This window comes from Streptococcus sp. ALY_208, assembly GCF_058314295.1.
The window spans coordinates 332,203-347,123 of record NZ_JBZFUI010000001.1; the positions used below are offsets into that span (position 1 = coordinate 332,203).

A 14,921-nucleotide genomic window follows, 5' to 3' on the forward strand; every position below is an offset into this window, starting at 1 on the left:
TAGAAATTTTCAATATAGCAGCAAAATTTACCAAAAGAAAGCCAGAGAGAATATTTGATATGTCCAATAGTTATAAGGAATTTAAGAACTTACTTAGGAGATTTGTAGAACAGGCGAATGAAAATCAAACAGAGAATAAGAAAACTAAATTATTATCAGTGGATTTACCAAATAGCGAATATAGAGATGGAAATCGAATGTTTTTTGTAACGATTGCCGATATTGAATTTCATTGTCATCTATTTAATACAGGTTCCTATGGTCCTAAAAGTGGAGATGGAGAGACAAAAGTACCTTATATAAATTATGATATTTCTGTAGATCATATGGTGGAGGGGCTATGGGCAAATTTAAGATTTGAATTTAAAAATGGCAAAATTATTTCGGTAAAAGCTGTTATTTGGAAAAACGGGGAAAAAGATTTACCAACAGGAATAGCAGCTAACATAGAAGATTTAGATTTATTTAATGATAGGGATCCAAATTTGAATTTAAGAAATTTTTTTGACGAATATATGCATATTAAAGAAACAGAAGCATATAGAGGCTTAGTCAGTTCTAGAGAAAATCTAGTAAAAGAAAATCCATCTACATTTTATAGTAAAAATGCTAATATTTTATTAAATTCCCACAACCTCATCCTCCGTGGTGCGCCGGGTACTGGGAAAACCTATCTTGCTAGGCATATTACTGAGGAGCTGACTGGAGGGAATGATGACCAAATCGGTTTTGTGCAATTTCACCCATCCTATGATTACACAGATTTTGTGGAAGGGTTGCGCCCTGTCTCAAGTACTGATGGTCAAATTGGTTTTGAATTGCAGGATGGGATTTTTAAGGAATTCTGTAAGAAAGCAAGAGAAGATCTAAACAAAAACTTCGTCTTTATCATCGACGAAATCAATCGCGGAGAGATTTCAAAGATTTTTGGAGAGTTGTTTTTCGCTATTGATCCGAGTTACCGCGGGGAGAAGGGTGCAGTATCAACCCAATATGCTAATTTACATGAAAGGGATGAGAGATTTTATATTCCTGAGAATGTCTATATCATTGGCACCATGAACGATATAGATCGCTCCGTTGATACTTTTGACTTTGCTATGCGCCGGCGTTTTAGGTTTGTTGAGGTGAAAGCTGAGGATAGATTGGAAATATTGGATGACACATTGGGAGACTATGCTGAGGAAGCAAAGGCACGACTGACTAACCTCAACAATGCCATTTCTCGGACTGATGGTCTCAGCAGTCACTATCATATTGGTCCATCGTATTTCTTGAAACTGAAAGATCTTGATTACGATTATGGTGTACTTTGGTCTGACTATTTAGAGCCGCTTTTGGAAGATTACTTGCGTGGTTCCTATGATGAGGTAGAAAAGCTGAAAAAGTTAGAAGAAGCCTACAACTTAGTAACAAAGGAAGAGTCAGATGAGACTGACGGATAATGATTCAGTAGCTAGGTCTGAATTTGAAACTTCTTACCCTCAGCTGTCAGAAAAATTGCTGGATAGAAAGTTGGAAGGTCTTTCCACAGAGGGTAATCTCTTTATTTTTCCGCATGATCTACAGGATTCTTTCGATTTGGAAAAAGACGGCAAGGTGCTAGAGACAGTTGACGGTCAGATTAAAACGCACAATATCATCGGCTTTCTGGGCTGTGGGGAGGAGCGCTTGAGCATTCATTCACGTTTTGCCACTGGGGAAGATGACTATTTCTTGCATTACATGCTGCAAAAGGTGCTGCAGCTCAATCTGACTAGTCTCGATGTCGGCCTGTCTCAGAAAGATAGCTGGTACCAGCTATTGGTCTATCTCTTTCCCAAATATCTTGAAGCAGCCTTGCGCAAGGGGCTGTATAAGGAATATCAACGCTTTTTCTACAATGACAGTCATGTCAAAGGGACAATAGAAGTTGCCCAGCATATTAAGCAGAACACGCCTTTTACAGGAAAAATAGCTTATTCAACTAGGGAATTTTCCTTTGATAACGCTCTCATGCAGCTGATTCGCCACACCATTGCCTTTATTCAGCATACGGTTCCCAATGGCAGAGCACTTTTATCCAGCTCATCTTCAGTTAAGGAAAATATAGCTGAAATTGTACGGGTAACGCCCGGTTATCGATTTTCAGATAGGACTAAGATCATCAGAGAAAATCAAAATAAACCTATCCGACATGCTTACTATCATGAGTATCGGACTTTGCAGCGGCTTTGCCTGATGATTTTATGTCGAGAAAGGCATGGGCTGGATCAATCCCATCAAAAAATCCACGGTCTTCTTTTTGATGTCGCCTGGCTCTGGGAGGAGTATCTGGCGACTTTGCTTGGGAAGGATTTCGAGCACCCGCAGAATAAGGCTAGTACAGGTGGTATTTCTGCTTTTTCTGACAGGACAAGAACAGTTTATCCAGACTTTTACAGCCGTCAGTCAGGTATTGTTTTAGATGCTAAATATAAGCGATTGGAAAAGACTGAGAAAGGCATTGCTCGGGAAGATTTGTTTCAGCTGATTAGCTATACTTATATTTTAGAAGCTAAGGCAGCCGGTTTGCTATTTCCAAGTACTGAAAGAGAAGCTGATCACTATATCGGAAGACTTGCAGGTTACGGCGGAACATTGAAAAAGCTCGGCCTCTTTATTCCTCAAGAACAGACTAGCTATCAGGATTTCAGTAGTGTCATGAAGGAGGCAGAAGAGATCTTTCAAAGGCAATTATCTGACTCCATTTGCCAAAACTCCAATCCTACAGTAAAATAGTGGTATTAATGATTAAGGAGAAATACATGTCTTTACCAAATTGTCCCCAGTGTAACTCGGAGTATGTCTATGAGGACGGAATTCTGCTGGTTTGTCCTGAGTGTGCCTACGAGTGGGATCCAAATGAAGTCGTTGAGGAAGAGGGCTTAATTGTGCTTGATAGCAATGGTACCCGCTTGGCAGATGGTGACAGTGTTACTGTCATTAAAGATCTTAAGGTTAAGGGGGCTTCTAAGGATATAAAGCAAGGGACTCGTGTTAAGAATATCCGCTTGGTTGATGGTGATCACAATATTGACTGTAAGATTGATGGCTTTGGAGCTATGAAGCTCAAGGCAGAATTCGTAAAGAAATCCTAAGTTTACAAGAAGCTGGATAAAAATCAGCTGCTACAGTGATCGTGGCTAAGAAGTCAGTTGGTGTTTTTCTGTTGATTTGTCTATCCTTAGGGGAAATGATGCAAAAGGCTCAGGCATTCTGTCTGGCTTTTTTGTATATTTTTGCTATAAATTGAATAAAAATAAATACTCTATCTGATTGTCAGAAAATTTGGTATAATAAGTCATATCATCTATCGAGGAGTTATTATGGCGTATGTAATGGAAATTCTCCCCGCTCTTTTAAATGGGGCTCTAGTCACTTTGCAGGTTTTCTGCATTGTTATTATTTTATCCATTCCCTTGGGAATTATTTTGGCATTCTTGATGCAGCTCAAGTTTAAACCTTTGAATTGGTTGTTGACGATCTATGTATGGGTCATGCGTGGGACTCCGCTCTTGCTTCAGCTGATTTTCTTTTACTATGTTCTGCCAAGTGTGGGTATCGTCTTCGATCGCTTGCCAGCTGCAATTTTAGCATTTACGCTTAATTATGCTGCTTATTTTGCGGAGATATTTAGAGGGGGGATTGATGCCATTCCTAGGGGGCAGTATGAGGCTGCACGTGTTTTAAAATTTAGCCAGCTTCAGACTATTCGTTATATCATTTTGCCACAGGTTATCAAGATTGTGCTTCCCAGCGTCTTCAACGAAGTCATTAACTTGGTGAAGGATTCATCCTTGGTTTACGTTCTGGGTGTGGGTGATCTGCTTCTAGAAAGCCGTACCGCTGCTAATCGTGATGCCACTCTGGCGCCAATGTTCGTAGCCGGAGCTATTTACTTAGTTCTTGTTGGTGTAGTGACCCTAGCATCTAAGCGTATCGAGAAAAAATTTAATTTTTATAAATAGGGAGGTCGTATGTTAACTTTAAAAAATATTTCAAAACAATTCGGCCAAAATAAGATTTTTACCGACTTCAATTTAACAGTCAAGGAAGGAGAGATCTTGGCGATTGTTGGTCCTTCTGGTGGTGGTAAGACCACTCTCTTACGTATGTTAGCTGGTCTGGAAACAATCGATGCTGGTCAAGTTCTCTATCAAGGGAAAGAGGTTCCTTTGAGTCATTTGGAAACAGAGAATATTTTAGGCTTTGTTTTTCAAGATTTTCAACTCTTTCCTCACTTGACGGTCTTGGAAAACCTCACCCTATCTCCGGTTAAGACGATGGGAATCTCTAAGGACGAAGCTGTTAAAAAGGCTCAGAAACTGCTGGAGACACTTGGACTTGAGGAGCATGCTAATGTCTATCCTTATTCTTTATCTGGTGGTCAGAAACAGCGGGTTGCTTTTGCGCGTGCTATGATGATTGATCCTAAGATCATTGGTTATGATGAACCGACATCGGCCTTGGATCCAGAGCTGAGACAAGAAGTAGAAAAACTCATTCTGCAAAATCGTGACACAGGTATTACCCAGATTGTTATTACTCACGATATGCAGTTTGCGAAAAATATTGCAGATGAAATTTTGACGATTAATCCTAAATGAAATAGGTGATCTATGAAAATGATAAAAAAATTATTGGGTCTATCCTTCTTGCTCCTGCTTTGCTCGACGGTATTAGTGGCTTGTAGTTCCCGTTCTAATTTTGCAACTCAGCGTGATCAGTGGAAGACCTATGTCCAAGAAAAGCGGATTACAATTGGTTTTGATGCTACCTTTGTCCCTATGGGGTTTGAGGAAAAAGATGGTAGTTACCATGGATTTGATATTGACTTAGCTAATGCTGTCTTTAAAAAATATGGGATTACTGTTGAATGGCAGCCTATAGATTGGGACATGAAAGAAACTGAGCTTAATAATGGAACGATTGACCTGATTTGGAATGGTTATTCTGTAACAGATGATCGCAAACAAGTCCTTGCTTTTACAGATCCTTATATGGTTAATGAACAAGTCGTGATTACCAAAAAATCATCTGGTATTGATACAATAGCTGGTATGTCTGGTAAGAGCATAGGTGCTCAGGCTGGATCATCAGGATTTGATGCTTTTAATGCTGAGCCCAAGCTCTTAAAGGATAAGGTCAAGGATAAAACGGCGACTCAATACGCCACCTTCACGACAGCTATGATTGACCTGGATGCCAATCGTCTCGATGGACTGTTGATTGACCGGGTTTATGCCAACTACTACCTGGAACAAGAAGGGAAGTTGGATCGGTATAATCTGACACCAGCTGGTTATGAGTCTGAAAATTTTGCTGTTGGTGCCCGTAAGGCTGACAAGACTCTGGTTAAAAATATTAATAGAGCTTTTAGTGACCTGTATCAGGAAGGGAAATTCCAGAAAATTTCAGACCGCTGGTTTGGAGAAGACATTGCAACTAAAGAGGTCAAAGAACCGTAAAAGGCTTATTCAAGTGATCATAATAAATGAGGCCGGGAAATTTCCCAGCCTCATTTTGCTTTTTGTTTGGATGTGATTTGGTGAAAGATCAGTTGCCAACGCTCATGGCGACGCCAGATACTGGTATGGCTTTCTTGGCTGACTTGGTAGGTTACTAGTTTTGTTTTTTGACTGATGGAAGTCATTTGGAAGTTTTTTAAATGATTGGAAGAAGGCTGCCAGTGGTCTGCAATAGCCTTTCCTTTACTAGTAGAGCCCTCCTGGTCGATGAGTTGTGTTGACTCTGTTAGGAGGTCCAGATGGTCAGATAGTTTTGACAGGATCTCTGTTTCGTAGCTAAGGAGTTTATTGTAAACATTTTCTTCTTTTTCATCTTCGGGAATACTGGCTGGCTCGACGTGAATATCAACATCATAGATTTGGAACTGATGATGGAGGAGGTCTTCCACTTGTTCGGTAATGGCATGACTTTCGTAGACTGACAGATCAGGGTTCATTTCAAGCACCAAGTCCAAAAAGATATTGCTACCGTAGGTACGTCCACGTTGTGATTTGACCGCTGTAATTTTAGGGATTTCAAGAATGGCTTTCTCATATTTGAGCAATTCTTGGTCATCAAAGCCATCTGACAGACTAAAGGTTGCTTGAATAAAAATGTCATAGGCTGTTTTTAAGATGAAATAGCAGATAATGATGGCAGCCAGACGGTCAATAATAGGGAGCTTAAGTGAGCTGGCAATAATGGCGATAGATGTTCCTAAAGAGACTAAAGCGTCAGATAAATTATCCTTGGCAGAAGCTAGGAGGGCGCTGGAATTGACCTTTTTGGCTAGCTGTTTATTGTAAAAATAGACTAAAAGCATCAGGCTGGCTGATATTAAGCCGACTATGGCTCCTTGGGCATCAATGGGGGTGCTTTGGTCGGCTAGCAATTTTTTGATGGTTTGAAGCAAGACTTGAAAACCAACTAGAAACATAATAAAGGAAGTGATGAGGCTGGAGAGATCCTCAATTTTCCAATGCCCAAAGCGGTGGTTTTCATCGGCAGGTCGGCTAGCGAGATATAGGCCGATTAGCAAGATGACATTGCTGAGGATGTCGGAGAAGTTATTAAAACCATCAGCAATTAAGGATGAGGACGCTAAATAGTGTCCTACAAGCAACTTTCCGCTGGCCAAAAGGATATAGGCGCAGATACTAAGAATAGGCCCCCGTCTAGCTTGTTTGATATTGTCTATTTTTTCAGTCACAGCTTGCTCTCCTTTAGTATTGGTTTAGTTATTATACCAGAATTGCCCCCGTCGTGATAGGGGAGGAGATAAGGAAGTGGGGGCAAAATCAATCGTTCTAGGCATGGATTCTTATTTCTTGTTGGATTTAAACTTTAGGTAGCTAAGGGATTTGGCGCTTGGATTGTAAGCTGTCATTTTTCAATCGTTGAAGTTTACTCTTCACTTTGGTTCAATACATAAGGCTGAGAACTTTTGTCTCAGCCTTTTTTGTCTCGTTGGTCAAAGTATTTTTTCGTTTCTGCGATGATGATCGGTGATAAGCCTAGCAAGGCTACAAGGTTGGGAAAGGCCATAAGTCCATTGACAATGTCAGCGATTGTCCAGACGACTTGTAATTTGATAAAGCCTCCTAGGGCAACCATGAGCACAAAGACAGCACGATAGAATTTGATAGCTTTTGTTCCGAGGAGGAACTCCACACAGCGCTCACCATAGTAAGACCAGCCTAGGATAGTGGTAAAGGCAAATAGGGCTAGTGACAAGGTCAAGACGATGATACCAAGGTTGCCAAAAACAGATCCAAAAGCACCTTGTGTGACAGTCACACCTTCAAGTCCCTTAACTGCCCATTTACCAGTGACAAGAATAGAGAGCCCGGTCAGAGTACAGATGATAAGGGTATCGATAAAGGTACCTGTCATGGAGATGAGACCTTGCTCCACAGGTTCTTGAGTTTTAGCAGCAGCGGCTGCAATAGGGGCAGAACCTAGACCAGATTCATTGGAGAAGACACCGCGTGCTACCCCTAGCCTAATGGCTTCCATAACGCCTACTCCAGCAAACCCTCCTGTGGCAGCAGCAGGAGTGAAGGCTGATTTTAAGACCATCCAGATAGTTGGGAGGATGTTTTGGTAGTTGACAGCTAGGATGCTGATAGCGGCTAGGATATATAAAGCAGCCATAAAAGGAACAATCTTCTCAGCTACTTTGGAGATCGACTGGATACCGCCGAAAATAATAATGGCTACCAGAACAGCAACAATGCAGCTGATGATTTTTGGCGACCAGTGGAAACTGCTCTCCAGTGAACTGGTAATAGAATTGACCTGAGTAAAGGTACCGGAACCAAGTAAGGCGGTCATAGTACCAAAGATAGCAAAGAGGACTGCTAACCATTTCCAGTTTTCTCCTAGCCCATGGACAATATAGTACATGGGTCCACCAGATACCTGACCATTAGCATCCTTAGTACGATACTTGATAGCAAGGAGCCCCTCGGCGTATTTGGTGGCCATTCCAAAGAAGGCCGCCATCCACATCCAGAAGAGAGCTCCAGGCCCGCCAGTTCCAATAGCGGTTGCGACCCCCACGATGTTACCGGTGCCGACAGTTGCAGCTAAGGCAGTAGCTAGGGCTCCAAAACTAGAGATATCCCCTTCGCCAGTGTCTTCTGCAAAAATGAGCTTGAAGGCCTTGGGGAGTCGGATAATCTGGAGAAAGCCAAGTCTTAGAGTCAAATAAATTCCAGTACCTACTAAGAGAATGAGTAGTATTGGTCCCCAGACATAGTTATCTTTAATATCTGTTAATAGTCCTAAATCTAACATGAGAATATACATTCCTATCTTCTTTTATTTGCGAAAAGAAAAGGAGCTAGGACCTAGCTCCTTTCGCTTGACACTATGTATAAATTAGAGATGTCATTATTGTATAAAAAGTTATTTGACCTGTCAAATTGCTTTGAAAGTAGTCAAGTAGCGCTTAGTTTTGCTTATGGCTAAAGTATCGCTTGGTTTCTTTAATGATAATGGGCGATAAAATTAGAAGGGCAATCAGATTAGGAAAGGCCATGAGTCCATTGACAATATCAGCAATCTTCCAGATGATTGCAAGTTTGAGATAGCCTCCTAGTGCCACCATGATAACAAAAATGATGCGATAGCTGGCGATAGCCTTGGTGCCAAAGACAAATTCTATACAGCGCTCACCATAGTAAGACCAGCCTAGGATAGTGGTAAAGGCAAATAGGGCTAGTGACAAGGTCAAGACAATGACTCCAAGCTCACCAAAGACAGAACCAAAGGCAGTCTGAGTTACAGTAGCACCTTCAAGTCCCTTGACTGCCCATTTACCGGTGACAAGGATAGAGAGCCCGGTCAAGGTACAGATGATTAGGGTATCGATGAAGGTACCTGTCATGGAGATAAGCCCCTGCTCTACAGGTTCATTAGTTTTAGCGGCAGCAGCTGCAATAGGGGCAGAACCCAGACCAGATTCATTGGAGAAGACACCGCGTGCCACCCCAAGCCTGATAGCTCCCATGACAGTAGCTCCAGCAAAACCTCCTGTGGCAGCAGCAGGGGTGAAGGCTGATTTTAAGACCAGCCAGATAGTTGGGAGAATGTTTTGGTAGTTGACAGCTAGGATGCTGATAGCGGCCAGAATATATAAAGCAGCCATAAAAGGAACGATCTTCTCTGCTACCTTGGAGATGGATTGAATCCCCCCAAATACGATAGCGGCTACTAGCACGGCAATGAGAGGACTAATGATTTTTGGTGACCATTGGAAACTGCTCTCCAATGAGCTGGTAATAGAGTTAACCTGTGAAAAGGTACCAATCCCAAGGAGGGCGACGAGGATACCTGCTAAGGCAAAGAAATAGGCTAGAGGTTTGGCAAGGGGTTTTAATCGTCCAGTAATACCATTGCTGATGTAATACATGGGTCCACCAGATACCTGACCATTAGCATCCTTGGTACGATACTTGATAGCTAAGACACCTTCGGCATATTTGGTAGCCATTCCAAAGAAGGCGGCCATCCACATCCAGAAGAGTGCCCCTGGTCCCCCGGTTCCAATAGCGGTTGCGACCCCTACGATATTACCGGTTCCGACGGTTGCAGCTAGGGCAGTAGCTAGGGCTCCAAAACTGGAGATGTCACCTTCCCCTTTGTCCTCGGCAAAAATGAGCTTAAAGGCCCTGGGGAGGTGGATCATCTGTAGCAAGCCCAGACGCAGGGTCAAGTAGATCCCTGTTCCCACCAAGAGGATGAGAAGAGGGGGACCCCAGACATAGTTATCGTTAATGTCAGTCAGCAGTTTAAGCCAGTCGATCGTTAGTAAGACAGACATAAAAATCCTTTCTTTAATCCGAACGATCGTCTGGAGAGCAAAAAAAGTCCAGATATAGCATCTGGACTTCTGGATGGTAGAAAAACATAGCTTCTAAATTTAAAGTTAGAAGACTATGATTATTTTTCTGTCCTTTTGCCTGAGAGATTGAGCAGCCAAGCCACCTTGCCCCTTCGGCGTTCCCCTAGTGGGAAGCTCTCCAGAAGTCCGTCCATCATCAGTCATATCTAGTCTACTAGAACCTGAGAGTATTACTCCTTCGGTGAAAGACATAGTCTTTGCTCTCCTGACGATTTCATTCGGTTTATTTATAATAAGTCTGTTAAAAATCATATCACAAGTGAGATTGTGCGTCAACCTAGATTTCAGTAATGTTACTAGACTTTTATAACTGTCCTGTGATATAATCGCAAGTGTTTTAAGGGGAGAGAATATGTCGAGGCGTAAGAAAATTTTTTATGTTAAGGTGGAGTTCTTGGATGGTGAGCGATGGAACTACCAGCTGCCATCAGATCTGCAAAAGCCGATGAGGCTTTATTTTCATGAGCATCCAGATAGCTGGAAACTTTTGCTGAGAGGTGCTCTTATCAATGTTCCTGTTGAGAAATACTCTAGCAGCAACCACTATCAGCCCTTGATTCGTTTGGCTCGTGTTAGACAGGTCTATTATCGCTATGAAGAGCAGTACTGGCGTACTCGAGGCCAGTTTTTAACTCGAGAAAATTGGCAAAAATCAGGTGTGTCTCACTTTTGGCAGAGCGTCCGTTTTTTACGGCATGACTTCAAATCTTGTAGTAAATGGCAGATTACAGTTGATTATGCTAAGTGGCGCTGGCTCCTTCGTAAAAACGGCCCAGATCAATTTTATTAATCTATTTATGCAGCTGATGGAGTCAGCTGCTTTTTAGGTCTATTGACTGGGTTGGGATTTTGATTGAGATTTGTGGTATAATTTTAAGGCAAAATTGATAAGGAGAAGCGAATGAATCCACTATTGACAGGCATGAATGACCGCCAAAAAGAAGCGGTCAAAACAACCCAAGGCCCTCTATTGATCATGGCGGGTGCTGGATCGGGTAAGACACGTGTGCTTACCCATCGCATTGCTTATCTCATCGACGAAAAAATGGTCAACCCTTGGAATATTCTAGCTATCACATTTACTAACAAGGCGGCACGTGAGATGCGTGAGCGGGCTATGCAACTCAATGAAGCAACTCAAGAGACCTTGATTGCCACCTTTCACTCCATGTGTGTACGCATTTTACGGCGGGACGCTGATCATATCGGATACAATCGAAATTTTACGATTGTTGACCCTGGGGAGCAGCGTACCTTGATGAAGCGTGTTCTCAAAGATCTCAATATTGATAGCAAAAAATGGAATGAGCGTGCGATTTTAGCCACTATCTCTAATGCTAAAAATGATTTGATCGATGAGGTTGCTTATGAACAGCAGGCAGGTGATATGTATACGCAGATTGTCGCCAAATGCTATAAGCTCTATCAAGAAGAACTGCGTCGCAGTGAGGCGATGGATTTTGATGATTTGATTATGCTAACCCTTCGGCTTTTCGATCAAAATCCAGATGTTTTAGCCTATTATCAGCAGCGTTATCAATATATTCATGTCGATGAGTATCAAGATACCAATCATGCTCAATATCAGCTGGTCAAGCTCTTGGCATCACGCTTTAAAAATATCTGTGTAGTTGGTGACGCTGACCAATCTATTTATGGTTGGCGTGGGGCTGATATGCAGAATATCTTGGATTTTGAAAAGGACTATCCTGAGGCCAAAGTTGTCTTACTTGAGGAAAATTATCGATCGACTAAAAAAATCCTGCAAGCCGCTAATGATGTCATCAATCATAACCGCAATCGCCGTCCCAAAGAGCTTTGGACTCAAAATGCTGATGGGGAGGAAATCGTTTATTATAGAGCCAATGATGAACGTGATGAGGCTGTTTTCGTTGCATCGACCATTGATGAATTGGTTCGTGAGCAATCTCGAGATTTTAAGGATTTTGCCGTCTTGTACCGTACTAATGCTCAATCACGTACCATCGAGGAAGCACTGCTTAAATCTAATATTCCCTATACCATGGTAGGGGGGACTAAATTCTATAGTCGTAAAGAAATCCGAGATGCCATAGCTTATCTCAATGTGATTGCGAATCCCCAAGATAATATCAGTTATGAGCGTATTATCAACGAGCCCAAGCGTGGTGTTGGTCCAGGAACTGTTGAGAAAATTAGAGATTTTGCTAATTTACAGGGGATGAGTCTGCTAGAAGCTTGTGAGCAAGTCATGCTGTCCAGCATTAAAGGAAAGGCTGCTCAAGCCGTCTGGGACCTCGCTAATACGCTGTTGGCTCTGCGTTCAGATCTCGATGCTTATACTATCACAGAGCTTGTGGAAGCTGTATTGGATAAGACAGGCTATATGGAGGCCCTTAATCTGCAAAATACTCTTGAGAGCCAGGCACGTATTGAGAATATCGAGGAATTCTTATCTGTGACCAAGAATTTTGATGATGATAACGATGAGGCACCTGAGGGTGAATCGGGACTCGATAAACTCAGTCGTTTTCTTAATGATCTAGCTTTGATTGCAGATACTGATGATGGAGATGCTGAATCAGCTGAGGTGACTCTCATGACCCTGCATGCCGCCAAGGGATTGGAGTTCCCTGTTGTTTTTCTAATTGGTATGGAGGAGAATGTCTTTCCTTTGAGTCGAGCAGCCGAAGATCCAGATGAGTTGGAGGAAGAGCGGCGTCTGGCCTATGTTGGGATTACGAGGGCAGAAGAAATTCTCTATCTGACCAATGCTAATAGTCGTACTCTCTTTGGGAAATCTAGTTATAATCAGCCAACTCGCTTTATCAAGGAAATTTCAGAGGAGCTTTTAGCATACAAGGGCTTGGCTCGGCCCGTCAATACCTCTTTTGTGGCTAGTTATAGTGACAGCAGCGAAACGAAGTTTGGTCAAGGGATGAGTTTGGCTCAGGCCCTGCAAGCCAGAAAAGCGCAGGCAGCTCCTAGATCTGTTGTTAAAGCTCGTTCGGGAGGCCTTCCAGTGCAGTCAGCAGGTCCTGATCAACCGTCTGTTGATTGGCAAATTGGTGATATTGCCCACCATCGTAAGTGGGGAGACGGTACGGTATTAGAAGTGTCTGGCTTTGGTAAGGCTCAGGAGCTCAAAATCAATTTTCCAGAGGTCGGCCTTAAAAAAGTTTTAGCCAGTGTGGCACCGATTGAGAAGAAGTAGCTGGAGCCTGAGACAAGAGTCCAGACTCGTTAATATTATTCCAGATTTAACTAGAACGACGCAGTGGTTGGGAGCAAGACTTGCCGGCTTAGTCTTACCCCTGCACAGCTCATTAGGTGCTTTAGCACCAATGAATTACTGCAGCCCAAAAATAGGAAAGCGAGGTCAATCAAAACCGTGATTTTCTCACGGTTTATTGATTTTTCTCCCACTCTCATATCTGGTCTGTAATTGATAAAGGATGTATAGCTGAAAGCTATACATCCTTTATTTAGTTAGCTATTAGCCAATAAAAAGTTTTAGGTGTAAAATAAACCTAATGATATTTATGGAGGAATGATTATGACAAGAGACTATTCATTTGAAACCCTGCAGCTACACGCCGGTCAAACAGTCGATCCAACGACTAAATCACGTGCCCTGCCGATTTACCAAACCACATCCTATGTTTTTAACGATTCGCAGGATGCTGAGGATTCTTTTGCTCTGCGGACAGAAGGCAATATCTATACGCGGATTACCAATCCAACGACTGCCGTTCTTGAAGAGCGCATGGCAGCTTTAGAAGGCGGTGTCGGTGCTTTGGCGACGGCTTCTGGCATGGCAGCCATTACTTATACGGCTCTTGCTTTAGCGCATGCTGGGGACCACATTGTATCAGCAACGACTGTGTACGGCGGTACCTTTAACTTACTCAAAGAAACCCTGCCGCGCTATGGAATTACGACCAGCTTTGTCGATGTAGCTGATTTTGCCGCTATCGAAGCCGCTGTTAAGGACAACACCAAGTTTATTTTAGCTGAGACGCTGGGAAATCCCTTAGGGAATGTTGCAGATCTTGAAAAACTTTCAGAGATTGCCCATCGCCATAATATTCCTTTGGTTGTTGACAATACCTTTGCCACCCCTTATCTCATCGATGTTTTCTCTTACGGTGTTGATATCGCTGTGCATTCGGCCACTAAGTTTATTGGCGGTCACGGCACCTCTATCGGCGGTGTGATTGTGGACTCAGGAAAATTTGACTGGGAAAAATCCGGCAAATTCCCGCAATTTGTCGAGGAAGATCCATCTTACCATAATCTCAGCTATACCCGTGATATTGGGGCAGCAGCCTTTATTACAGCAGTTCGTACACAATTGCTGCGTGATACCGGTGCCTGTCTCTCCCCTTTCAATGCCTTTCTTTTGACACAAGGGCTGGAGACTTTGTCTCTGCGAGTGGAACGCCATGTTGAAAATGCCAAGAAAATTGCAGCATATCTGGAAAATCATCCTAAAGTGACTAAGGTTAACTACGCTAGTCTCCCATCTAGTCCTTACTACGAATTGGCGCAAAAATATCTGCCTAAGGGCGCCAGCTCCATCTTTACCTTCAATGTTGCAGGAGGAGCAGAAGCTGCTCGTAAGGTGATTGACAGCTTAGCCATTTTTTCAGATCTTGCCAATGTCGCTGATGCTAAGTCTCTTGTAGTGCATCCGGCGACTACAACTCACGGTCAGATGAGTCCAGAAGACCTTCGTGTCTGCGGTATTGAACCTAACCAAATTCGTGTGTCTATCGGATTGGAAAACGTCAATGATTTGATTGGTGATTTGGATCAAGCATTGGAGCAAATCTGATTAGAGCTATTTAATGATAGAAGCTAGGGGATAGTCATGATTTTTTCTTTGAAGATATTTTAGGCCGGCTCACTTGGGTCGGTCCGATTGATGACTCATTTCGGATAACTGCTAGCGTTTTATGATTCAAGATAATTTTAAATCTTTTATGGCAATTTGTGCTATAAT

11 protein-coding genes, 2 pseudogenes and 1 riboswitch are annotated in these 14,921 nt (G+C 42.6%); of the genes and pseudogenes, 9 read left to right on the forward strand and 4 right to left on the reverse strand.

What is annotated here, in order from left to right; all coding sequences use genetic code 11:
• Positions 1–59: 59 nt before the first annotated feature.
• The 6 genes from AC4HAI_RS01610 (at position 60) to AC4HAI_RS01635 (ending at position 5,489) form a co-directional block, all read left to right on the forward strand.
• A complete protein-coding gene (locus tag AC4HAI_RS01610; protein ID WP_491078328.1) occupies positions 60–1,445 on the forward strand; it encodes an McrB family protein in 1,386 nt (461 codons plus the stop codon).
• Positions 1,429–2,760: an McrC family protein gene (locus AC4HAI_RS01615; RefSeq protein ID WP_491110163.1), complete on the forward strand. Its 1,332-nt coding sequence runs from the start codon at positions 1,429–1,431 to the stop codon at positions 2,758–2,760. The genes AC4HAI_RS01610 and AC4HAI_RS01615 overlap by 17 nt, the downstream gene beginning before the upstream one ends.
• 26 nt (positions 2,761–2,786) lie before the next feature.
• On the forward strand, positions 2,787–3,119 hold the full coding sequence (locus AC4HAI_RS01620) for a zinc ribbon domain-containing protein YjdM (RefSeq protein ID WP_491110165.1): 333 nt from the start codon (positions 2,787–2,789) through the stop codon (positions 3,117–3,119).
• A 228-nt stretch (positions 3,120–3,347) separates the two neighbouring features.
• Positions 3,348–3,989: an amino acid ABC transporter permease gene (locus AC4HAI_RS01625; RefSeq protein WP_491078331.1), complete on the forward strand. Its 642-nt coding sequence runs from the start codon at positions 3,348–3,350 to the stop codon at positions 3,987–3,989.
• Between the two features lie 9 nt (positions 3,990–3,998).
• Positions 3,999–4,628: an amino acid ABC transporter ATP-binding protein gene (locus AC4HAI_RS01630; RefSeq protein ID WP_491110166.1), complete on the forward strand. Its 630-nt coding sequence runs from the start codon at positions 3,999–4,001 to the stop codon at positions 4,626–4,628.
• Positions 4,629–4,640: 12 nt separating this feature from the next.
• On the forward strand, positions 4,641–5,489 hold the full coding sequence (locus AC4HAI_RS01635) for an amino acid ABC transporter substrate-binding protein (RefSeq protein ID WP_491110167.1): 849 nt from the start codon (positions 4,641–4,643) through the stop codon (positions 5,487–5,489).
• Between the two features lie 50 nt (positions 5,490–5,539).
• On the opposite strand, the pseudogene AC4HAI_RS01640 reads toward AC4HAI_RS01635, so the two are convergent.
• The 4 genes and pseudogenes from AC4HAI_RS01640 to AC4HAI_RS01655 all read right to left on the reverse strand — a co-directional run.
• Positions 5,540–5,680, reverse strand: a pseudogene (locus AC4HAI_RS01640) (cation-efflux pump); the annotation flags it as partial.
• A 149-nt stretch (positions 5,681–5,829) separates the two neighbouring features.
• Positions 5,830–6,739, reverse strand: a pseudogene (locus AC4HAI_RS01645) (cation diffusion facilitator family transporter); the annotation flags it as partial.
• A 239-nt stretch (positions 6,740–6,978) separates the two neighbouring features.
• Positions 6,979–8,328, reverse strand: coding sequence for an alanine/glycine:cation symporter family protein (locus AC4HAI_RS01650; RefSeq protein WP_491078335.1), 1,350 nt, complete (start codon positions 8,326–8,328; stop codon positions 6,979–6,981).
• A 154-nt stretch (positions 8,329–8,482) separates the two neighbouring features.
• Positions 8,483–9,856: an alanine/glycine:cation symporter family protein gene (locus AC4HAI_RS01655; protein ID WP_491110169.1), complete on the reverse strand. Its 1,374-nt coding sequence runs from the start codon at positions 9,854–9,856 to the stop codon at positions 8,483–8,485.
• A gap of 117 nt (positions 9,857–9,973) precedes the next feature.
• Positions 9,974–10,069, reverse strand: a riboswitch (glycine riboswitch).
• Positions 10,070–10,289: 220 nt separating this feature from the next.
• On the opposite strand from AC4HAI_RS01655, the gene AC4HAI_RS01660 reads away from it, so the two are divergent.
• The 3 genes from AC4HAI_RS01660 to AC4HAI_RS01670 all read left to right on the forward strand — a co-directional run bounded on the left by AC4HAI_RS01660 (position 10,290) and on the right by AC4HAI_RS01670 (position 14,753).
• Positions 10,290–10,727 carry a DUF7679 family protein gene (locus AC4HAI_RS01660; protein WP_491078337.1) on the forward strand — a complete coding sequence of 146 codons (438 nt, stop codon included), beginning with the start codon at positions 10,290–10,292 and terminating at the stop codon, positions 10,725–10,727.
• A gap of 111 nt (positions 10,728–10,838) precedes the next feature.
• Positions 10,839–13,130, forward strand: coding sequence for a DNA helicase PcrA (gene pcrA, locus AC4HAI_RS01665; protein WP_491110171.1), 2,292 nt, complete (start codon positions 10,839–10,841; stop codon positions 13,128–13,130).
• A 342-nt stretch (positions 13,131–13,472) separates the two neighbouring features.
• Positions 13,473–14,753 carry an O-acetylhomoserine aminocarboxypropyltransferase/cysteine synthase family protein gene (locus AC4HAI_RS01670; protein ID WP_491078339.1) on the forward strand — a complete coding sequence of 427 codons (1,281 nt, stop codon included), beginning with the start codon at positions 13,473–13,475 and terminating at the stop codon, positions 14,751–14,753.
• Positions 14,754–14,921: the final 168 nt, after the last annotated feature.

What these genes read in the sequence shown, in the direction of transcription:
- AC4HAI_RS01610 (WP_491078328.1), top strand. Translation starts at nt 60, where the DNA reads ATGTCCAATAGTTATAAGGAATTTAAGAACTTACTTAGGAGATTTGTA.
- AC4HAI_RS01615 (WP_491110163.1), top strand. Translation starts at nt 1,429, where the DNA reads ATGAGACTGACGGATAATGATTCAGTAGCTAGGTCTGAATTTGAAACT.
- AC4HAI_RS01620 (WP_491110165.1), top strand. Translation starts at nt 2,787, where the DNA reads ATGTCTTTACCAAATTGTCCCCAGTGTAACTCGGAGTATGTCTATGAG.
- AC4HAI_RS01625 (WP_491078331.1), top strand. Translation starts at nt 3,348, where the DNA reads ATGGCGTATGTAATGGAAATTCTCCCCGCTCTTTTAAATGGGGCTCTA.
- AC4HAI_RS01630 (WP_491110166.1), top strand. Translation starts at nt 3,999, where the DNA reads ATGTTAACTTTAAAAAATATTTCAAAACAATTCGGCCAAAATAAGATT.
- AC4HAI_RS01635 (WP_491110167.1), top strand. Translation starts at nt 4,641, where the DNA reads ATGAAAATGATAAAAAAATTATTGGGTCTATCCTTCTTGCTCCTGCTT.
- AC4HAI_RS01650 (WP_491078335.1), bottom strand. Translation starts at nt 8,328, where the DNA reads ATGTTAGATTTAGGACTATTAACAGATATTAAAGATAACTATGTCTGG.
- AC4HAI_RS01655 (WP_491110169.1), bottom strand. Translation starts at nt 9,856, where the DNA reads ATGTCTGTCTTACTAACGATCGACTGGCTTAAACTGCTGACTGACATT.
- AC4HAI_RS01660 (WP_491078337.1), top strand. Translation starts at nt 10,290, where the DNA reads ATGTCGAGGCGTAAGAAAATTTTTTATGTTAAGGTGGAGTTCTTGGAT.
- pcrA (WP_491110171.1), top strand. Translation starts at nt 10,839, where the DNA reads ATGAATCCACTATTGACAGGCATGAATGACCGCCAAAAAGAAGCGGTC.
- AC4HAI_RS01670 (WP_491078339.1), top strand. Translation starts at nt 13,473, where the DNA reads ATGACAAGAGACTATTCATTTGAAACCCTGCAGCTACACGCCGGTCAA.